A 20,580-nucleotide genomic window follows, 5' to 3' on the forward strand; every position below is an offset into this window, starting at 1 on the left:
TCACCCCCGATGCATCTGCCGAAACTCCCCGGGCGGCATCCCCCGCCGGCTCTTGAACGTGCGATGAAACTGACGTCATCGCGAGCAGGCTCACTCCTACAGGGGATTGTGCCGGACACAGAATCTGCGTTCACTGAAGATCAACTGTAGGAGTGAGCCTGCTCGCGATGGGGCCAATCCAGTCACCCCCGATGCATCTGCCGAAACTCCCCGGACGGCATCCCCCGCCGGCTCTTGAACGTGCGATGAAACTGACGCCATCGCGAGCAGGCTCACTCCTACAGAGGATTGTGCCGGACACAGAATCTGCGTTCACTGAAGATCAATTGTAGGAGTGAGCCTGCTCGCGATGGGGCCAATCCAGTCACCCCCGATGCATCTGCCGAAACTCCCCGGACGGCATCCCCCGCCGGCTCTTGAACGTGCGATGAAACTGACGCCATCGCGAGCAGGCTCACTCCTACAGGGGATTGTGCCGGACACAGAATCTGCGTTCACTGAAGATCAACTGTAGGAGTGAGCCTGCTCGCGATGGGGCCAATCCAGTCACCCCCGATGCATCTGCCGAAACTCCCCGGACGGCATCCCCCGCCGGCTCTTGAACGTGCGATGAAACTGACGCCATCGCGAGCAGGCTCACTCCTACAGGGAATTGTGCCGGACACAGAATCTGCGTTCACTGAAGATCAATTGTAGGAGTGAGCCTGCTCGCGATGAGGCCAATCCAGTCACCCCCGATGCATCTGCCGAAACTCCCCCGGCGGCATCCCCCGCCGGCTCTTGAACGTGCGATGAAACGACCTCGGTTCGGTAAACCCCAGATACTGCGCAATGTCCTGAATCGGCAGCGTACTGTTCAACAGATAATGCTCAGCCAGCTCCTGACGCAAATCATCCAGAATCTGCTGATAAGACGTTCCCGCCTGATGCAACTGCCGCTGCAACGTGCGCACGGAAACAGCGAGATGCTCGGCCACCTGCTCCTTGCGCGGCAAGCCTTCCTTGAGCAACTGACGCAGGATATTTTTCACCTGCTGTGCAAGCGAGGCATCCTCCAGCGTCGCCATCAACCCCAACGCATGTTCTTCCAGGGTGCGCAGCAATTGCGCGTCGGCCTGGCGCAACGGCAACTGCAGATACGGCAGCGGCACAATCAGCGCCGAATACGCCTGATCGAACAACACCGGGCAATCGAAGAACGCCTCGTACTGTGCTGGCGTGGCTTCGGCCGGGCACGAATGCTCCAGCCAGACCGCGGCCGGCGACATCTGCGTATCGGCAATCCAGCGCGCATAGTGCAGCCACGAACCCAGCACGTTTTCCACCAGATGCCGACGGATCCGTGGGCGCTGATATCGGCAGGTCCAGATCAAATGCACGTGGCCATCCAGCACTTCGGCGCGACTCAAGCCCATGTCGCCGACCAGTTTCTCGAAGGGCATGATCCGGCTCATGGCATCGCCCAGCGTCGCGCAGTTCATGGTGATGTAACCGAGCACGCTCCACGAGTTGGGCAGGACAAAGTTCGCCGCGTTGAGCCCGAACAGCGGATCGCCCGAGTGTTCGCAGAAATAATCGAGGAGCTTTTCATGGGCCTCACCCGGCAAGCGCAGGGTGTTGTCGCTCAACTGCTGCGCCTGTAAACCAGCCGCCGCCAATGCCGGCTCAACGGCCATGCCCAATTGCTCGGCATGGCGCAGATATTTAAGCAGCGGCGGAACTGAGGTGAAGCCGAGCGATTGCATGATCGAATTCCCTTGATCAAAGCGTGCATGAGCGGATGAATGCCCTGAAAGGTAATTTGAAACCACGACTAAAGTAAATGGCTGACGCTTGCGCGACGTTTGACTCAATTGGCTACACGAACTGGCCGGATGCGACCGTGACACTTTTCGGCCGCTGGCTAGTATGGGGGCCTGAAATATCGCTGATAAGAACCGAAAAAGGACACACGCATGCGACGCTGGAACGGCTGGGGAGATGCAAACACGGTGGTCGAACTGCCGGCCCAAGGCGCGGAGTTTCTCCATGAGCGGCTGGGCGTGGGTCGAGCGCTGCCCGATGCCACGCTTGAAGCGGCATTGGCCCGCGTACCGGCCTCGCGATTGCAGGCTCATACGCTGTACAGCGTCGATGGCCATGACCGGTTACTGCATGCCCGGGGCCAGAGCCTGCCGGACTGGCTGGCGTTGCGCGAAGGTGCGCTGGGCAACTATCCCGATGCCGTGGCGTTTCCCGAGACTGGCGAGCAGATTCGCCTGCTGCTGGCGCTCGCCCATGAACAGGATTTGTGCCTGATCCCCTATGGCGGCGGCACGTCGGTGGCCGGCCACATCAACCCGACGAATTCCGTGCGGCCGGTGGTGACGGTGTCGCTGGCGCGGATGAACCGGTTGATCGACCTCGACGAGCAGAGCCTGCTGGCAACCTTCGGCCCTGGCGCCACCGGACCGCAGGTGGAAAGCCAACTGCGCGCCCGTGGCTACACCCTCGGGCATTTTCCGCAATCGTGGGAGCTGTCGACCTTGGGCGGTTGGGTCGCCAGTCGTTCCAGTGGCCAACAATCGTTGCGCTATGGGCGCATCGAACAATTGTTCGCTGGCGGGACGCTGGAAACCTTCGCCGGGCCTCTGCAAATTCCGACCTTTCCTGCCTCGGCGGCAGGCCCGGATTTGCGCGAAGTGGTACTGGGCTGCGAAGGTCGATTCGGGATCATTTCCGAAGTCAAAGTGCGAGTAAGCGCACTGCCCGCTGATGAACGCTTCTACGGGGTATTCCTGCCGAGCTGGACCAAAGCGCTGCAAGCGATCCGCCAACTCGCTCAGGCGCGCGTGCCGCTGTCGATGCTGCGCCTGTCCAACGCGGTGGAAACCGAAACACAACTGGCTCTGGCCGGTCATCCGCAGCAAATCGCCTGGCTGGAAAAGTACCTGAGCTTACGCGGGGCAGGCGCGGGCAAGTGCCTGCTGACTTTCGGCGTGACCGGCAATCGTCGGCAAAACGCGCTGTCGCTGAGCCAGGCCCGTCAGCATCTGAAAGCCTTCGGCGGCGTATTTACCGGGACCTTGCTCGGCAACAAATGGGCGCAGAACCGCTTTCGTTTTCCCTATCTGCGCGAAAACCTGTGGAACGCCGGTTACGTGGTCGACACGCTGGAAACAGCCACCGACTGGAGCAACGTCGACAATCTCCTCGGTCTCATCGAAAACAGTCTGCGTGACGCTTTGGCGGCGGAGGGCGAACGGGTGCATGTGTTCACCCACCTGTCCCACGTTTATGGCGAAGGATCGAGCATCTACACCACCTACGTGTTCCGTCCGGCGGCGGATTATCCGGCGACGCTGGCGCGCTGGAAAGCACTCAAGCACGCGGCCAGCCAGACCATCGTCGACAACCATGGCACCATCAGCCATCAGCACGGTGTCGGCAAGGATCACGCGCCGTATCTGCTACGCGAGAAAGGCGCATTGGCGATCGATGCCTTGCAAGCCTTGGGCAGACACTTCGATCCGGCCGGGCGCCTCAATCCCGGCACGCTGTTGCCGGAGTGACGGCCATGAGTCAGGACTGGAACGCCGCATGGCGCCAGCAGACTTTGCCGACGCTGGCGGAGGAAACCTGGGATCTGATCGTGATCGGCGGCGGCATCAGTGGCGCCGGAATCCTGCGTGAAGCCGCGCGTCGTGGCTGGCGCTGTCTGCTGCTGGAGCAGCGTGATTTTGCCTGGGGCACTTCCAGCCGATCATCGAAAATGGTTCATGGCGGCTTGCGCTATATCGCCAAAGGGCAATGGCGCCTGACCCGCGATTCAGTGCGCGAGCGTCAGCGCTTGCTCGACGAAGCGCCGGGGCTGGTCGAACCGATGAGTTTCATGATGCCGCACTATCGCGGCGGTTTTCCCGGGCCGCGGGTGTTGGGTGGTTTGTTAAGCGTTTACGACGCCTTGGCCGGACGGCGCAGTCATCGTTTTCATGATGCGCAGCAACTGCGTTATCTGGCGCCCGGCGTGAAAGAAAACGACTTGCTCGGCGGTACCTGTTTTGCCGATGCGCTGACCGATGATGCGCGGTTAGTGGTGCGTGTGTTGGGCGAGGCGCGCGCGGATGGCGCTGTCGTGGTCAACGGCGTTCGCGTCGAACATTTGCTGCGTGAAAGCGGGCGGGTGTGTGGCGTTCAGATCGAAGATTGCGAGGCCGGCGCGACTCTGCAGTTTCGCTGCGGGGTACTCGCTGTGGCCACTGGCGCCTGGGCTGAGCGTTTGCGGCCAACTGAGGCTCCAAGGCAATTGCGCCCGTTGCGTGGCAGTCATTTATTGCTGCCGGGTTGGCGTTTGCCAGTGGCGCAGGCCTTCACTTTTCTGCATGAGCGCGACCGGCGTCCGGTATTCGTTTTTCCGTGGGAAGGCGCGACCGTGGTCGGCACCACCGATCTCGATCATCGCGAGGATCTGGATCAGAGCGCGAGCATCAGCGGCGAAGAACTCGACTATCTGCTGGCGGCCTGCACACAACAATTCCCCGGCGCTGAAGTCACGGCCAATGACGTGCTGTCGACCTGGTCCGGCGTGCGCCCGGTGGTCGGCGGTGCGACGGGTGATCATCAAGACAAACCATCTAACGAAACCCGCGAGCACGTGCTGTGGCAGGAGCCCGGTTGCGTAACATTGGCCGGCGGCAAACTGACCACGTTTCGCCCGCAAGCCATCGAAGTGCTCAAGGCTTGCGCAGCGATGCTCGGGCGGCCCTTCGTCGATGACGCTGCGCCAGTGTTTGCCGCTGTGCCTGCGCTGCCGATTCCAGAATTGAGCAGTCAGCAGTGGCGACGACTGGCCGGAAGGCATGGCCGAAACCTGCCGAGGCTGGCGCAATTGATCAAAGACGTCGGTCACGAAACGGTCGGCGCTACGGACACGTTGTGGGCGGAATTGGCCTTCGCCTGCGACGCGGAAATGGTCTTGCACCTCGACGATCTGCTGCTGCGCCGCACGCGTCTGGGTCTGCTGTTGCCGCGTGGTGGCGAAGACTGTTTTGCCGCCATCCGCCAGCTCTGCCAGCCACGACTGGGCTGGAGCGACGAACACTGGCAGCAGGAAATACAGCGTTATCGGGCGTTGTGGCAACGCCATCACGGTTTGCCGGATGCCACGCCTTGATGCCCCCTGAAGAGAGCTCCATGGATAACCACCCGAACAAGCGTTACCTGCTGGCCATCGACAACGGCACCCAGAGCGTGCGCGCGCTGCTCTTCGATTTGCAGGGCAATCTGCTGGGCAAAGGCAAGGTCGAATTGCAGGCGTATTACTCGACGCAACCGGGTTGGGCCGAGCAGGATCCGGAGTATTACTGGTCGAAATTGGGCGAGGCGTGTCAGCAGGTGTGGTCGCAAACCGGCATTGATCGCACGCAGATTGCCGGTGTGTCGCTGACTACCCAGCGCGGCACGGTGATCAATGTCGATGCCGAGGGCAAACCGCTGCGCCCGGCCATCCTCTGGCTGGATCAACGTCAGAGCGAAGTCCAAGGCGGGATCAAGGGACCGTGGGGCTGGTTGTTCAAACTGGTCGGCGCGCAGGGCACGGTGGATTACTTTCGTGCCCAGGCTGAGGCCAACTGGATCGCGCAGCATCAGCCAGACGTGTGGGCGGCGACGGACAAGTTTTTGCTGCTCTCGGGGTTTCTCACGCATCGACTGTGCGGACGCTTTGTCGACTCGGTGGGTTGCTGCGTTGGCTACTTGCCGTTCGACTTCAAACGCCTGAAATGGGCCGCGCCGAGTGACTGGAAATGGCAGGCCCTGGCGGTGCGCCCCGAGCAGTTGCCGACGTTGTACAAGCCCGGTGAAACCCTTGGCTACATCACCGCTGAAGCCTGCCGCCACACCGGGATTCCGGAAGGGCTGCCGCTGATTGCGGCAGGCGCAGACAAGGCCTGCGAAGTGCTCGGTTCCGGCGTGGTCGACGCCGATACGGTGTGCCTGTCCTACGGCACCACAGCGACGATCACCAGCACCCGCTCGCGCTATCTGGAAATCGTCCCGCTGATTCCGCCGTACCCCTCGGCGGTGCCGGATCAGTACAACTGCGAGGTGATGATTTATCGCGGTTACTGGATGGTCAGCTGGTTCAAGAACGAGTTCGGCTTGCGCGAGATGCAGCAGGCGAAAGAGCAGGGCATCGAGCCCGAGCAGCTCTTTGATGCGCTGGTCAACGCGGTGCCACCGGGTTCGATGGGGCTGATGTTGCAACCCTATTGGTCGCCGGGGATTCGCGAGCCGGGTGTCGAAGCGAAAGGCGCCATGATCGGTTTCGGCGACGTGCACACCCGTGCGCACATCTACCGGGCGATTCTTGAAGGGTTGGCCTATGCGCTGCGTCAGGGCATGGAGAACATCGAGAAGCGCTCGAAGATCTCGATCAAGCGTTTGCGGGTGGCCGGAGGCGGGTCGCAGAGTGATGCGGCGATGCAGCTCACGGCAAATATTTTCGGCCTGCCGGCGGAGCGTCCGCATGTGTATGAAGCGTCCGGCCTGGGCGCAGCGATCTGCTGCGCAGTGGGGCTCGGATTGCACGCGGATTTCCCCACGGCAATCGCAGCCATGACCCGCGTCGGTGCGGTTTTCACCCCGCAACCTGAAGCGCAGAAAATCTACGAGCAACTGTACAAAGAGGTCTACCTGCGCATGTACCGCCAACTCAAACCGTTGTACCAAAGCATCCGCAAAATCACCGGCTACCCCGCTTAAGAAGACACCACGATCCCATTGTAGGAGTGAGCCTGCTCGCGATAGCGGAGTGTCAGCCAATATCCATTTGAATGACACACCGCTATCGCGAGCAGGCTCACTCCTACAGGGGGCGGCGGTGTTCTGGCAATCGGGTAAATGGCGCCATCGGAGAGCTTTTCTGGTGAGATCGGACAGTGTCAGCAGCGGGGTCGGTTGTTAGGCTCAACCCTCACAGCACATCCAATAAGAACCAAAAGCAATGAAGCTGACATTCCTCCTGCTGCTGCTTTGTGCAACAGCCCCGAGCGCCTGGGGCTGGTCGAACCATACGGTGGGCAGCTACCTGGCGTTGCAGGATCTGCCGGCGTTGCGCGATGCGCCGCCCATCGAAGTCGAGCCGCTGGAATCCTTTCTGGTGGAGCAGTACGAGGCGGTCAGCGCGTTGCTCGAGGAACAGGAAAGCTTCGCCCGCGAGCACTTTGCCCAATACCCGCCACGCCCCGACAGCCTGAAATTACCGGCCACGCCGAGTGACAATCTGCGCCACGATTTCCTCAGCGCATTGCGCATCAATCCCGAGATCCATCTGGCGATGGTCATTCAGCCATTGCCTGGCAAAGACCTGCCCGAACGCGCGCACCTGCAAGCCGATCAGGTCATGGTCGAACAGACCCTTTCACCGTGGAATCGCCAACGTTTCATCGTTGTCGCCGAGCACGAAAAAGTCGCACCACTGGCCGTGCTGGCCAGCGCCGCCGACGAACCCGATTACGGCCACGACATCAACCTGTTCAGCGACAACCCGGGTGAAGTCGGTGCGCGCTACGGCTTCGGCCCGCAACCCTTCGGTGATGCAAGGTTTCAGTACAGCTCACAGGCGCCGTTCCACATGGGTTTTTTCCATGAAAGCGCGGTGGTCTACGCCGCTGCCGGGTTTCTCGAACGCAGTTGGCCGGACTGGCGCGCGTATCAATACATGGGGTTGGCCCGACTGGCGTTTGCCAGTGGCCATCCGTACTGGGGCTACCGTTTTCTCGGCTGGGGCCTGCACCACATTCAGGACCTGACCCAGCCTTATCACGCCAAGCCATTGCCCGGCGTCGATCTTGCCAGTCTTTTGCTGCTGGAAGGCAAAGCCATCGCCGGTTTCGCTGAGGATAAGCAGGCCTCCATCGAACGCGTCGCCACCCGGCACATGGAGGTGGAGAAGTACCAATCGACCTGGTTGCGCCGTTTGCTGCGTGCCGGTCAGCCGCATCCGATGCTCGACGCTTACGCCGACGTTGCCCGAGACGAAACGTATCCACCGTACTCCGTCGACTACCTGCGCGAAGTGGTCAGCGCCGAGTCTGTCGATGCTTCCGCCGCCTTCGACGAGGCCATCGGTCAGTGGCTGGAAACGACTCCGGCGACCAGTGATTTCAGCGGCGGTAATCGACTGCACCGTGAAGATTTCGACCACCCGGTACTCAACCAACAGTTGTTCAGATTGCTCGGTCATTTCGGCTCGCACAGCCGGATTTATGTCAGTGCGGGATTGGTCCCTTAACGATCGCGACGCGACACGAAAAACAACAAAAACAAGGAGGATCAGATGATCAGTACTCGATTGCGCCGGTCTGGCGCGGCGCTTCCCGGTGTTGGTTTGGCAGGGTTGCTGCAACTGTGCGCAGTCGATAGCGCGCAGGCTGTGGAGTTCAGCCTGATGGACAAGCAGGTCACCGGTTCCCTCGACACGACCTTGTCGTACGGGCGCCTGTGGCGGGTGCAGGGTCGCGACAAGACTAACGATGACGTCAACACCAACGACGGCAATCGCAACTTCGACACCGGGCTGGTTTCCGAGGTGTACAAGATCACCTCCGAGCTTGAGGCTAACTATCAGAACTATGGTTTGTTCATGCGCGGCACTGCGTTTTACGACACGCAACTGATGGACAAGCGCAACGACTACTACGACAACAACAACCCGTCGCAACCCAGCCAGAGTTACCCGCAGGACAACCACTTCACCAGCCAGACCCGCGACATCGCCGGCGGCCGCATCGAGATGCTCGACGCCTACGTGCATGGCAGTTGGGACGTTGCGCAGATGCCGGTCACCGCGCGGGTCGGCCGCCAGGTGTTCAACTGGGGCGAAGGGATTTTCTATCGCGGCGGGATCAACACCACCAACCCGGTGGACGCTGCCAAGTACCGCTTGCCCGGCGCCGAGGTCAAGGAAGTGCTGGTGCCGGTGGAGGCGCTGAGCTTCAACATCGGCCTGACCGACAGCCTGACCATGGAGAGTTTCTACCAGACCAACTGGAAGGAAACCCGCATCGATCCGGTCGGCACCTTCTACTCGCAAACTGACCTGTTCGCCGACGGCGGCAACACCGGCTACAACAACTTCAGCGGCACCGCGCTCGATACGCCGGTGCCCGGTTTTGGCAATGTCATCGGCTTGTACAGCGCGTTGGGCAATAACCCGTTGCTGAGCCAGGCCCTGCAAACCACCGGCCTGTACGCCAACGGCGTGACCCCGGCGTATGGCAATACCCTCAAAGTGGCCTCGGTCGGCAAGGACTACAACGCGCGCAACGACGGCCAGTTCGGCTTTGCCTTTCGCTATATCGCCGAGCAACTCAACAGCACCGAGTTCGGCTTGTACATGGTCAATTACCACGCCAAGGAGCCGACCATTGCCGCTGACCTTGGCGGGTACAAAGGCATCGACATGGATGCCCTGACCAACCTGTTGTCCGGTGTCGCCGGCAGTCAGGCCGGGGCACTCGCCAACGGTCTGGCCACCGCTGATGTCATGGGAAACATCCAGGCGCATCGACGTTACGCCGAAGACATTCGCATGTACGGTTTCAGCTTCAACACCACGCTGGGTACGGCATCGGTGTTCGGCGAAATCGCTTATCGACCGAACCTGCCGATTGGCGTCGCGGCCACCAACGATTTGATCGGCGACCTGGCCAACGGTGCCGCCGTGGCGGTGACGGGCAAGTCGATCAATGTCGGCGGGCAGATGGTCAACCTCAACAGTGAGATCAACAACGCCGAGCGTGTGGAAGCCTTCAACACTTCGTTGGGCATTATCTACAACTTCGGTCCGACGGCCTCGTTCGATTCGCTGTTCGGCATCTTCGAACTGGCCTCCGAGCACCTGCGCGGCAGCAGCCTGCAATACACCGCTTATGACGGCAGCACCCGTTACTACGCCGGCACCGGTAATTATTCCTATGTGTCGGGCGGTGATCGTGACGATCAGGTCAACCGTGATTCCTACAGCTACACGGCAATGCTCAATGGCACGTGGAACGACGTGTACGCCGGGGTCAACGTCTCGCCTTATGTCGTCTACAAGGACGACTTCAAAGGCAACAGCTATCAGGCCGGCAACACCATCGAAGGTCGCAAGGCCTACACGCTGGGGATCAAGGCCAATTACCAGAACAAGCTTGAGGCCGAGCTGCAATACACCGAGTTCTACGGCGGCGGGCAAAACAACGGCATTCGCGACCGCGACAACATCGGGTTCAACCTCAAGTATTTCCTGTGAATTCCAGACCACAGGCGCACCCCTTGTAGGAGTGAGCCTGCTCGCGATAGCGAATTGTCAGTCGCTGTAGGTGTTGTCTGATACACCGCTATCGCGAGCAGGCTCACTCCTACAGGGGATCTACGGTGATTTGCAGACCTCACTCCCGTTTTGGAGAAGATCATGTTTCACACTTCACGACTGACAAGAATATCGTTGGCGCTCGTGCTGGGTCTGGCCGCAGGCACCGCCCTGGCCGCCATCACCCCACAGCAAGCCGAACAGCTGAAAACCACCCTGACCCCCATGGGCGCCGAGCGTGCCGGCAACGCGGCGGGCACCATTCCCGCGTGGACTGGCGGCATCACCCAGGCGCCGGCCGGCTACAAACCCGGCCAGCATCACCCCGATCCGTATGCGGCGGACAAACCGCTGTTCACCATCACCAAGGCTAACCTCGATCAGTACAAGGCCCATCTCAGCCCGGGCCAGATCGCGATGTTCAACAGCTACCCCGACACCTTTCAGATGCCGATCTATCCTTCCCGTCGATCAGGTTCGGCACCGCAATGGCTGTACGACAACACTCTGAAAAATGCCACCTCGGCCAAGCTGCTCGAGGGCGGCAGCGGTTTCTCCGATGCCTATGGCGGCGTGCCGTTCCCGGTACCGAAGGACGGCATTGAAGTGTTGTGGAACCACATCACCCGCTATCGCGGTATCTACGTGGTGCGCCGCGCTTCCGAAGCGCCGGTCCAGCGCAACGGCAGCTTTGCCCTGGTGACCTCGCAGCAGGAGGCACTCTTCAACTATTACCGTCCCGGCGGCCAGTTCGCCGACCTGAAAAACATCCTGTTCTACTACCTCGCCTTTGTGAAAAGTCCGGCGCGGCTGGCCGGCGGTGCAGCGTTGGTGCATGAGATGCTCGATCAGCTGAAAGACCCGCGCCAGGCCTGGATCTACGACGCCGGCCAACGCCGCGTGCGCCGCGCACCGAACCTCGCCTATGACACGCCGATTGCATCATCCGATGGCCTGCGCACGGCCGACGACACCGACCTGTTCAACGGCTCGCCGGATCGCTATGAGTGGAAGCTCAAGGGCAAACAGGAAATCTACATTCCGTACAACAACTACAAAGTTGGCAGCCCCGACGTGAAATACGCGCAACTGCTCACGCCGGGCCACCTCAATCCGCAATTCACGCGTTATGAACTGCACCGGGTGTGGGTGGTTGAAGGCAACCTGAAACCGGGCGCGCGACACATCTATTCCAAGCGCGTGCTGTTTCTCGATGAAGACAGCTGGGGCGCGGCGCTGGTCGATCAATACGACGGGCGAGGGGAGTTGTGGCGCGTGTCGATGGCCTACCTGAAAAACTTCTACGACCTGCCAACGACGTGGAGTGCGCTGGACGTTTTCCATGACTTGCAGGCCCGCCGTTACTACGTGCAGAACCTCGATAACGAAGAAGCGGAGACCGTGGATTTTGCGCAACCGGTGCCGGAAGATGCGTATTTTATGCCGTCGGCATTGCGTCAGCGTGGCACGCGGTGAGGTGGGGTGCCGTTCGGAAGATCGCCGGATTTCGGCACGGCAGGATGTGCTAGCCTGCAATCAATGATTTCATTGATTGCAGGGGGGCATCATGGCCAGCATCACAATTCGAAACCTTGATGAGAAGCTGAAAGAACAATTGCGTATTACCGCAGCGCATAACGGACACTCCATGGAGGAGGAGGCTCGCCTCATTTTGGGTAGAGCCTTGGCGACTGTTGATCGCGCCGGTGGACTTGGCAGCCGGATACGCAATCGGTTCAACGCTGTCGGCGGAGTTGACCTCGATTTGCCAGAGCGCTCAGAGACAGCCACTGCGGTGGATTTCTCTGAATGATAGTGCTCGATACCAATGTTCTTTCAGAGTTTATGCGCGTCGAGCCAGAAGCCCGGGTGCTTGTCTGGGTTGATGCGCAACCAGCGATGGATCTGGCAGTCAGTGCGGTGACAGTGGCAGAAATTCTCCACGGCATCGCACGCCTTTCTTCTGGCAAGCGCAAACAAAAACTTGAAGCTCATGCCATGGCCATGTTCGAAGAGGATTTTGCCGGACGCATTTTGCCGTTCGATGCGCACGCCGCCGTTGAGTACGCAACCCTTGTCGCAGATTGCGAAGCGAGGGGGCGCGCTGTATCGATGGCTGATGCGCAAATCGCCGCAATCTGCCGAGCTCATGGCGCAGCCATAGCCACTCGTAACGTGAAGGATTTTGAGTTTTCAGGAGTCGAGGTGATCAATCCCTGGCTGGACTGAAGCACACCCGGATTTTTGCTCGCACTCACGCCCAGCAGGCGTTGCCGAAGGAAGCGCCTGTATAGAGCCGCGGACCATGAGAGTCGCGGCAACGGATTCACCTCTATGGCGAACAGAGCGTTCAAGTTTATGGAAGATATCTGCTTTACAGATATCTGGATGTGCGATAAATTTTGGCGCATGTAGGGACGCCAGAACCGAAAATTTATGAGAGTGATCACAAAAGCGGCGGTTGCGCGGGCCATTGAAACCCATGGCCAGTGGAGAGATGCTCTCACCTTGTGGCTAACCATCTTCGACCGGGCACCGCTGCGCTTTGAGTCGTTTGAGAAGCTACGTCAAGACTGGGCCAGTGCCTCAGGATGGAACGTCGATCGCATCCCTCACTCGAAGCTGAGGCTGACCAGTAAAAAAGGCCCGCTGGATATTTACGTTTTTGATATCAAAAAAAATGAGTGCCGAATCATTACGTGGATCAACACTAAAACCGGCACTGTCTATATCAAGGAAATTCTTCCCCATGCTGGATACGACAAATGGTGGAAGGCTGAAGTTAAGTAGTTGGTCAGAGTGGCCCAAGCTATTTATGTTTAATGAAATCAAGGGTGGGAACATGAAGCGCAAAAAGGTCGAAGCCACCGGACTGGATTCCTTCATAGCCGATATTTCGCCCATGCTTGATGGCTTGGGCGAACAGATAGCTACGTTGTCCAAGCTATTGTCTGCCTGTCATGACCCGATCAAGAACGATGCTGACTTGCAGGTGCGGATGGCGCTGATCGATGAGCTTTACTCGCATGCTGACAATGAAGACCACGCAGCAGCGCGGTTTGCGGAGTTGGTGTCTGATCGAGTGTATGAGTACGAGGCTGAAACTGTTTTGATTCCTTACTCATCCCAATCAGAGGCGCTGGCGTTTCTGATTTCGGAAAGAGGGGTCAAGCAGAAGGATTTGTCTGATATCGCAACTCAGAGTGCTGTTTCAGAGATATTGAATAACAAGCGAAAAATGACGGTTGCTCAAATCAAAGGTTTTGCCGAATTCTTTAAAGTGCCGGTTGAGTTCTTCATGCATGGCGTGGTTTGACTTGATGCGGTGACAGGTCTAACGCAATCGCGGGCAAGCCCGCTCCCACAGGTATCGCGTCGGACACAAACTCTGTGAACGCCGCAAAACCTGTGGGAGCGGGCTTGCCCGCGATTGGATCTAGGCTATGACGCTGACTGAAGGTCAAACGCGGAAGTGGCTGACCATCTGCTGCAACTGACCACCCAAACGCGCCAGCTCAACGCTGGACGCTGCGGTCTCATCACTGGCCGCCGCTGTCTGCTCGGACACGTCGCGCACGTTGATGATGCTGCGGCTGATCTCTTCAGCCACTGCACTTTGCTGTTCAGCCGCCGCAGCGATCTGTTGGTTCATCGACTGAATATTCGACACCGTGCGGGTGATGTTTTCCAGCGACAGGCCAGCCTTGCGGGTCAGGGCGACGCTGCTGTCAGTCAGCGCGCGGCTGTTGCTCATCACTGCCGAGACTTGCTGGGTGCCATTCTGCAAACCGGCGACCAGACCTTCGATTTCTTCGGTGGACTTCTGCGTGCGCTGCGCCAGGCCACGGACTTCGTCGGCGACCACGGCAAAACCACGGCCGGCTTCACCGGCACGCGCCGCCTCGATTGCAGCGTTGAGCGCGAGCAGGTTGGTCTGTTCGGCGACGGCTTTGATCACGTCCATGACGCTGCCGATCTTGTCGCTTTCCTGTTGCAGCACGCTCATGGCTTCGGTGGAACGTACAACTTCGCTGGCCAGACGTTCGATCTGGGCGATGGCTTCGTTGACCACTTTGTCGCCTTCACGGGCTTCGCCGTCAGCAGCGGCAGCCGCTTGCGAGGCCTCTTCAGCGTTGCGCGCGACTTCCTGCACGGTGGCAGTCATCTCGTGCATCGCGGTGGCGACCTGATCGGTCTCGACTTTCTGGCTGTTCACACCGGCGCTGGTCTGCTCGGTGACGGCCGAGAGTTCTTCAGCGGCGCTGGCGATCTGGGTGACGCCGTCGCGGATGCCGCTGATCAAGTCGCGCAGGGTCACGCCCATGCGCGCGATGCCTTGTTGCAGCACACCCAGTTCGTCACGGCGGGTGACGGTGACGTTCTGGGTCAGGTCGCCGCTGGCGATACGCTCGACCACGGCCAGGGTGTCTTGCAGCGGACGGGTGATCTGACGGGTGATGATCACGGCGGCAATCACGCCAACCAGCAGGGCCAGTAGGGTGCTGATCAACTGGAAGGTGCGCGCCTGGGCGCTTTCGATGTCGCGACGGTCGAGCTGAATCTGATACAGCTGCTCGCTCAGGGCGACGATGGTGGTGCCTTGATCAGTCATTTCCTTGCGGGCCTGTACGGCTTCGCTGTTGGCATTTTTAAACGCCATCAAGGCGCTGCGGTAATTGACCAGCGCGGTTTCCAGCTGGCGCAAGGCGTCTTGCTGGCTGTCGGCAAAATGCACCTGCAATTGCTTGAGGCTCGCGATCGCCACGTCCAATTGGCCGACGGCTTTTTGTTCGGTTTCGGCGTTGCTGGAGGCGGTGTAGCCGCGTACTTCGTAGCGCGCGAGGATGAACGCTTCCTTGGCCGTGGTGATGGCCTGGAACTGTTCGAAACGCTGCTCGCTCATGGCCATTTGCTGGACGCGGTTGCTGATCGATTCGATCAGGTTGTAAGCGGTCTCGGCGTTGGTGCTCATGGTGTCGCGGGCGCTGCTACCGGTGCGGTAGGCATTGCGCATTTTGTTCAGCGACGTCTGGTATTCAGCGATGGTTGCTGCCTGTTCCTTGAGCAGTTTGACGTTTTCCGGGCTCTTGAAACTGTTGATCAGCTTCTGTTGTTGCGCGGCGAAACCTTCAAGGGTGGTCTGCACGTTCTGCGCGGCGGTTTCATCGCCATTGGTCAGCATGTATTGCAGGCGCACCACACGCAGTTTGGTCAAACCGGCGTTGAGCTGGGTGATGTCGCTCATCCAGTTGCTGCGGTCGATCAGACCGCCGAGGCTGGTCCAGCCAGTCAGGGCCAGCACGCAGGTAAGGGCCAGCACGAGGCCGAAGCCCAGGCCCAGTTTCATGTTCACACTGATGTTGCCGAACCAGCTATTCATCACAATTCCTCCAGAAACATAGGGTTTCTTGATCGTCAGTTAGGCTGGAAGATTGTTGTTTTTTTCGAGCCAGCAAGGGTGTTAGCAGGTGTTTATCGGCCGAAAATGCTAGAGCTGAAAGGTTTTTGTCGGACAGAATTTGTAACAGACGATCCCAAGACTTTTTTCACATGGGTTTCACCCGCTGCCCACGCGAGCCTCTGTAGTTTCGTCGCATCGAATGACAAGTGATGCTGGCTGGCGAGGCGGTTTTTGTGGAATTGAGACTGAGTCTGTTCGGCGTCAAACGCTCGATCGATCTGAGCGGTTTGGCGCGTTTTCGCAACACCTGGGTGGTGTTGGCCGCGTCCGTGTTGGTGATTCCGCTGACGTTGTGGCTGCTCGCCCCGGCAGCGGTGCCAGACCTGGCCCACGGCAACGTGGCTGGCGCGCAGGCGTTGGCGGCGGGTTGGGCCAAGGGCGACATGATCGTGCTGGTGCGCCACGTCGAGCGTTGTGACCACTCCAAAGCGGCGTGCCTGAGTGGCAATGACGGCATCACGGATCGCTCACGCAGTGTCGCGGTCGCCGTCGGCGCGCAGTTCGAGCAACTCGGGCTGAATAACGCCGACATCTATAACAGCCCGATGGTGCGCACCGTGCAGACCGCCGGTTACATGTTCAACCGCGCTGCCAGCGGCGAAGACTGGTTGATCAGTTGCAAGGGCCGCATGTTGCAGGACGCGCTCGCGCACAAGGTGCCGGGCCGCAATCTGATTCTGGTGACCCACAGCGAATGCATGGGGCAAATTGAAAAAGACCTGAAAGTGCCGGCGTCCGATCCCGGTTATGGGTCTTCGCTGTTTGTCTCCGCTGCCAGCCCGGCGGCCCCCAAAATGCTCGGCTTTATTGAAGCCTCCGACTGGCGCACGGTAACGACTCAATGAATTCACGTTTTTACGCTTACAACTTCGGCATCCCGCTGATCTGTGCGGCGCTGGTGTTTTTCATGTTCGACATGACTCACATCGACATCGCTTTCAGTAATCTGCTGTTTGACCCGCTGACCCACACGTTCCCGCTCGACAAGATTCATTTCTTCGAAAAGCTCACCCACAAATGGGCCCGGATCATTCCGAACTGGACGGCGGAAATCGCTCTGATCGGGGCGATGCTGTCGGTGGTCTGGCCGTTGGTCAATCCGCAGAAGCGTCCGCGGCTTGGGGCATTTCTACAGCGCTGCAAAGTCGCTCCGCTGCTGCGCTTTACCGCCGATCACCGTAGGGATTTTCTGTTTGTGGTGGTGGCTTTCGCGGTGTGCACCGGCGTGATCCACTTTCTCAAAGCGCACACCAGCGTTTATTGCCCGATCGAGACCACGTTATACGGCGGCAAAATGGCTCATATCGAGTGGTACAACAATTTCCAGTTGTTCCATGAGGCGGGTGAGGGGCGTTGCTGGCCGGGTGGGCATGCGTCGGGTGGCTTCACCATGCTCGCGTTGTACTTTGTTGCGCGGCGCTATCAGTGGCGGTTTTCCAGTGCCATTTTGTGGGGCTCGTTGTTGCTGGGTTTCGTTTACGGCACGACGCGGGTTCTGCAAGGGTGGCACTACATGTCCCACACATTCTGGGCAGGGATTTTTGTCTGGCTGGCGTGTTTGCTGACGGCGCTGGCGTTTTATGGCCGGGCGCGGCTGCAGAGACCGGTGTTGCAGACCAGGGACATTGCGCCCTCGGCAGAACTTGAAATGCAACGATAACCTGTGGCGAGGGAGCTTGCTCCCGCTGGACCGCGTAGCAGTCCCCGATTGAAGGGAGCCGCGCCGCGACCCGGCGGGAGCAAGCTCCCTCGCCACAATGTTCAGAGCGTTTCAGTCGCTGACGAAGTAGTACGCCTGCCGTCCGACCATCATGGTTTTCAGCACTTTGAGTGGCGCGGCGGGTTCAGTGTCCGCCGAGATCACCGCCACGTTCGTTGATGCAGCGCTGAGGAAGTCCTGCAACTGCGCCTCTGTATCCAGTCCCTTCAGCACACTCTGCGTATAGAACACGCTGGCGCCACCGACCCGCTCGTTTGCCTGAAACAGCGCGACTTGATGACCGTCGGCTTGCAGCGATTGGATGTGGTCAGTCAATGGCAGGAACGATAGATGCTTATCGGCGTTTGGCAGTGCCCACTGTGCGGCGCCCAGATAGCCAGCAATCACCACCGTCAGTACGGTTGCCGCCAGCGCCTGACGATGACGAGCGATTCTGCCTGGAAAAGAGTTGGCCGATTCGTACGTTTTCAACTTCTCGAGCAACACCCACGCATATTCAGCGGCGATCAGCGCTGCCGCTGGTGTCATCGACATCAGGTACACCGTGCGCTTGCTCGACGCCAGGGTCAGCATGATGAACTGCGCAATTATCCACAGGCTGAAAAACAGTAGATAACGATTGGCCTTCAGTTCTTTACGGAAATGCCACAGCCCCAGGTACACCAGAATGTTCCACGGCAGAAACGCTTCCGGCAGCTTGGCGAGGTAGTAATAGAACGGCTCATAGTGTCCGGCTTCGACGAACGATCCGCTGAAGCGTCCGACGCTGTTGGTCAGTAACACTTCTTCGACCGCTTGCGCGCCGCCATGCTGATAAAGCACGGCAAGCCAGATCAGCAACGGGATCAGCCCGACGGCCGTCAATAAACCAGGGCGCAGCCAGGCGCCGATCTTCAGGCGTTTATCCAGCAGGTTATCGGCCAGCAGGTAAGCAAAAATCACCACACCCGGCATCGCCAGCCCGAGCACGCCTTTACTCAAGGTTGCGATGGCGATCCCGATGACAAACAGCAGCGAATTGCCGAAGCTCGATGCTCTTTGCGCCTGAAAAAAAGCCAGCAATGCCGCTGTCACGCCGAGCGCCAGTAGCGCATCCTCGCCGACCCCGCGCACGTTGCTCCAGTAACTGGCCATGGTTGCCAGCAGCATCCCCGCCGTCCATGCGACGATTTTTGGCCGCCCGAAACGTCGCAACATGCCGTACAGCAGCATCACGCTCAGCAATCCTGCCACCGCCGAAGCCAATCGCACCGCCCACGGCGAAACACCGAACAGGCGCATGGCGCCGGCGTCGAGCCACAAACTCAGCGGTGGTTTTTCCAGAAACGGTTCGCCGAACAGGCGCGGCGTCACCCAATCATTGTCCAGGTGCATCTCCATGGCGATCCCGGCGACGCGGGCCTCGGTGGAGCCTTGTAATTGATGGTTACCCAGCGCAAAGAAAAACAGCAGGGCGGCAAGCAGAAACAGCGAAGTGGCGGCACGCGACATGGCTTTCAGGCAACCGAAAGGGGCGGGAGGCCTGAGCATACTGCGCCAATGCTTAACAAATTGTGAAACTCACGCCAACCGTCGCGACCAGCGCTTGTCCGGTGTTTCGAACGTTGAGTTGACCAATGCCGTCAGCACATGATCCTGCCAGCGCCCGGCGATGTTCAGATACGCCTTGGCGTAGCCTTCACGCTCGAAACCCAAGCGCTCCAGCAGTCGCGCACTGCGGTCGTTACCGGGAATGTAATTGGCCATGATTCGGTGCAGGTTCTGGCTGTCGAACATGTAATCGATGCCCGCTTTCAGGGCTTCTTGCATCAAGCCTTGGCCCTGATGGGCTTCGTCAATGTGATAACCCAGATAACACGCCTGAAATGCCCCGCGAATAATCCCGCTAAAATTACACGCGCCGATCATCTGCTGGCCGTCCGGTGTCAGCAGGGCGAAATGCATCGCCAGTCCGGCCTCGAAGGCGCTGGCCTGGATGTCCAGGCGTCGGCGGATTTGCTCAGTGGAAAAGTAGTCGGTGGTGCGGATTGGTGACCACGGTGCCAGGTGGCGCAGGTTACGCCGGTAGAAATCGCTTTCCAGTTCGGCCTGATCCGGGGCGAGTATGTCGAGCGTCAGGCGCTCGCAGGATAGGGTCAACAGCGACATCGGACGCTCCGGTCAGTGGTATCAAAGGACAGAATTGCCCGCTGCGGCAGAAAATACAAACCGGCTTGCTCAGACAGCTAGCCAGCGCTGGTACTGATCAGAATTCATCCACAGGCCCGCCATTCTTCACGCCACGGCGTGCAGGACACTTATGTGTATCGCTTCGACGGCAAACGGCAGGCAAAAAAAAGCCCGCAGGAGCGCGGGCGAACCGTAGTTTCTTGAATGAGCGAGTGGACTGTACAGGTTTGAATGTGAAGGGGCAGTGAAGAAAAATTCATCTCGATGGACTGCCCGGGCGACGGCGCGGTCTGTGCCGGTGTCGCCGGTTAGTGGCGCACTTCAGGGCCTGATGGGGCAGGCGACCCCTGTTGCACAACCTGGTCCCGTGCCCGACAGACGACAATTTCGGCCAACGCGCTCAGTTGCCTGATCGCCACCGCGATATGGCGTTGGGAACCTTCGCATTCATCGGCAAAGTTTGCGCTGATCTGCGTGAGGGAATCGAGAAGATCACTGGCGTGCGAGAGCAGAGTGATCGTGTCGACATCGTCGCGCACGCTGAACATCTGCTTGAGGGGGATGGTACGGCGGCGATTTCGACCGGTTGCGCTGGCGGGTGATTGCTGGCCGGGCGTTTGCGCGTCGGCGGATGCCGCTCCAACAAGGGAAAGTCGGGTGATCTTTTTCATGACGTAGCTCCGTGGAATGAACAATCTCTGCGGGGGCGGTCTGTCAAACCGTCCGCTGGATGGCAGCGAGTCATGGAGGGTAGCGCCGGAAAAAACTGTTCACCAGTTCATGAAAGTCGACGCGTGTTGAGGGAAATTTCCTAGGACGTGGAATGTAGGAAGCTAATGCTTCTCTCGTTGTTCATGATGTCGCCGGGTATGTCGCCTGTGGCATGGCCGTGTG

General features: G+C 59.4%; 17 protein-coding genes and 1 pseudogene. 12 read left to right on the forward strand and 6 right to left on the reverse strand.

From position 1 onward, the window contains the following. Window positions 1–728: 728 nt before the first annotated feature. On the reverse strand, window positions 729–1,745 hold the full coding sequence (gliR, locus tag JFT91_RS23675) for an AraC family transcriptional regulator GliR (RefSeq protein ID WP_201234063.1): 1,017 nt from the start codon (window positions 1,743–1,745) through the stop codon (window positions 729–731). A 210-nt stretch (window positions 1,746–1,955) separates the two neighbouring features. Here gliR and JFT91_RS23680 point away from each other — a divergent pair, with 210 nt between their 5' ends. The 10 genes from JFT91_RS23680 (at window position 1,956) to JFT91_RS23725 (ending at window position 13,652) form a co-directional block, all read left to right on the forward strand. After that, window positions 1,956–3,551: an FAD-binding oxidoreductase gene (locus JFT91_RS23680; protein WP_201234064.1), complete on the forward strand. Its 1,596-nt coding sequence runs from the start codon at window positions 1,956–1,958 to the stop codon at window positions 3,549–3,551. Window positions 3,552–3,556: 5 nt separating this feature from the next. After that, window positions 3,557–5,152 (forward strand): glycerol-3-phosphate dehydrogenase/oxidase, encoded by a 1,596-nt coding sequence (locus JFT91_RS23685; protein WP_201234065.1) that lies wholly within the window; start codon window positions 3,557–3,559, stop codon window positions 5,150–5,152. A 20-nt stretch (window positions 5,153–5,172) separates the two neighbouring features. Next, window positions 5,173–6,741, forward strand: coding sequence for an FGGY-family carbohydrate kinase (locus tag JFT91_RS23690; RefSeq protein ID WP_201234066.1), 1,569 nt, complete (start codon window positions 5,173–5,175; stop codon window positions 6,739–6,741). Window positions 6,742–6,982: 241 nt separating this feature from the next. Continuing rightward, window positions 6,983–8,272: a phospholipase C/P1 nuclease family protein gene (locus tag JFT91_RS23695; RefSeq protein ID WP_201200394.1), complete on the forward strand. Its 1,290-nt coding sequence runs from the start codon at window positions 6,983–6,985 to the stop codon at window positions 8,270–8,272. A gap of 45 nt (window positions 8,273–8,317) precedes the next feature. Next, the gene (locus tag JFT91_RS23700; protein ID WP_201200395.1) at window positions 8,318–10,276 is read left to right on the forward strand and encodes a DUF1302 domain-containing protein; all 1,959 of its coding nucleotides are present in this window, start codon (window positions 8,318–8,320) and stop codon (window positions 10,274–10,276) included. Window positions 10,277–10,438: 162 nt separating this feature from the next. After that, window positions 10,439–11,812: a DUF1329 domain-containing protein gene (locus JFT91_RS23705; RefSeq protein ID WP_201200397.1), complete on the forward strand. Its 1,374-nt coding sequence runs from the start codon at window positions 10,439–10,441 to the stop codon at window positions 11,810–11,812. A gap of 91 nt (window positions 11,813–11,903) precedes the next feature. Next, on the forward strand, window positions 11,904–12,149 hold the full coding sequence (locus JFT91_RS23710; protein ID WP_201234067.1) for a FitA-like ribbon-helix-helix domain-containing protein: 246 nt from the start codon (window positions 11,904–11,906) through the stop codon (window positions 12,147–12,149). Beyond that, complete coding sequence (locus JFT91_RS23715; RefSeq protein WP_201234068.1) at window positions 12,146–12,565, forward strand: type II toxin-antitoxin system VapC family toxin; 420 nt, start codon at window positions 12,146–12,148, stop codon at window positions 12,563–12,565. The genes JFT91_RS23710 and JFT91_RS23715 overlap by 4 nt, the downstream gene beginning before the upstream one ends. A 207-nt stretch (window positions 12,566–12,772) precedes the next feature. After that, entirely contained in the window at window positions 12,773–13,126 is a 354-nt protein-coding gene (locus JFT91_RS23720) for a type II toxin-antitoxin system HigB family toxin (RefSeq protein ID WP_242489354.1), read from the forward strand. Window positions 13,127–13,178: 52 nt separating this feature from the next. Then, window positions 13,179–13,652, forward strand: a complete 474-nt coding sequence (locus JFT91_RS23725) for a transcriptional regulator (protein ID WP_201234310.1) — start codon at window positions 13,179–13,181, stop codon at window positions 13,650–13,652. 144 nt (window positions 13,653–13,796) lie between these two features. Here JFT91_RS23725 and JFT91_RS30315 read toward each other — a convergent pair whose 3' ends face one another. Both JFT91_RS30315 and JFT91_RS30320 read right to left on the reverse strand, forming a co-directional pair. Then, window positions 13,797–14,660, reverse strand: a complete 864-nt coding sequence (locus JFT91_RS30315; RefSeq protein ID WP_518524897.1) for a methyl-accepting chemotaxis protein — start codon at window positions 14,658–14,660, stop codon at window positions 13,797–13,799. Next, window positions 14,655–15,716, reverse strand: a pseudogene (locus JFT91_RS30320) (methyl-accepting chemotaxis protein); the annotation flags it as partial. The gene JFT91_RS30315 and the pseudogene JFT91_RS30320, both read right to left, overlap by 6 nt. 254 nt (window positions 15,717–15,970) lie before the next feature. Here JFT91_RS30320 and pmrG point away from each other — a divergent pair. Continuing rightward, the gene (gene pmrG / locus JFT91_RS23735) at window positions 15,971–16,642 is read left to right on the forward strand and encodes a lipopolysaccharide core heptose(II)-phosphate phosphatase PmrG (protein WP_201234070.1); all 672 of its coding nucleotides are present in this window, start codon (window positions 15,971–15,973) and stop codon (window positions 16,640–16,642) included. After that, the gene (locus tag JFT91_RS23740; RefSeq protein ID WP_201234071.1) at window positions 16,639–17,457 is read left to right on the forward strand and encodes a phosphatase PAP2 family protein; all 819 of its coding nucleotides are present in this window, start codon (window positions 16,639–16,641) and stop codon (window positions 17,455–17,457) included. Before pmrG ends, JFT91_RS23740 begins: the two co-directional genes overlap by 4 nt. Window positions 17,458–17,568: 111 nt before the next feature. Here JFT91_RS23740 and JFT91_RS23745 read toward each other — a convergent pair whose 3' ends face one another. The 3 genes from JFT91_RS23745 to JFT91_RS23755 all read right to left on the reverse strand — a co-directional run bounded on the left by JFT91_RS23745 (window position 17,569) and on the right by JFT91_RS23755 (window position 20,357). Further along, on the reverse strand, window positions 17,569–19,047 hold the full coding sequence (locus JFT91_RS23745) for an ArnT family glycosyltransferase (protein WP_242489356.1): 1,479 nt from the start codon (window positions 19,045–19,047) through the stop codon (window positions 17,569–17,571). Window positions 19,048–19,077: 30 nt separating this feature from the next. Next, entirely contained in the window at window positions 19,078–19,665 is a 588-nt protein-coding gene (rimJ, locus tag JFT91_RS23750) for a ribosomal protein S5-alanine N-acetyltransferase (protein WP_201234072.1), read from the reverse strand. Between the two features lie 329 nt (window positions 19,666–19,994). After that, on the reverse strand, window positions 19,995–20,357 hold the full coding sequence (locus JFT91_RS23755; RefSeq protein WP_201234073.1) for a DUF6124 family protein: 363 nt from the start codon (window positions 20,355–20,357) through the stop codon (window positions 19,995–19,997). Window positions 20,358–20,580: the final 223 nt, after the last annotated feature.

The sequence above is a fragment of the Pseudomonas sp. TH08 genome, assembly GCF_016651275.1.
In the GTDB taxonomy this organism is placed as follows: domain Bacteria; phylum Pseudomonadota; class Gammaproteobacteria; order Pseudomonadales; family Pseudomonadaceae; genus Aquipseudomonas.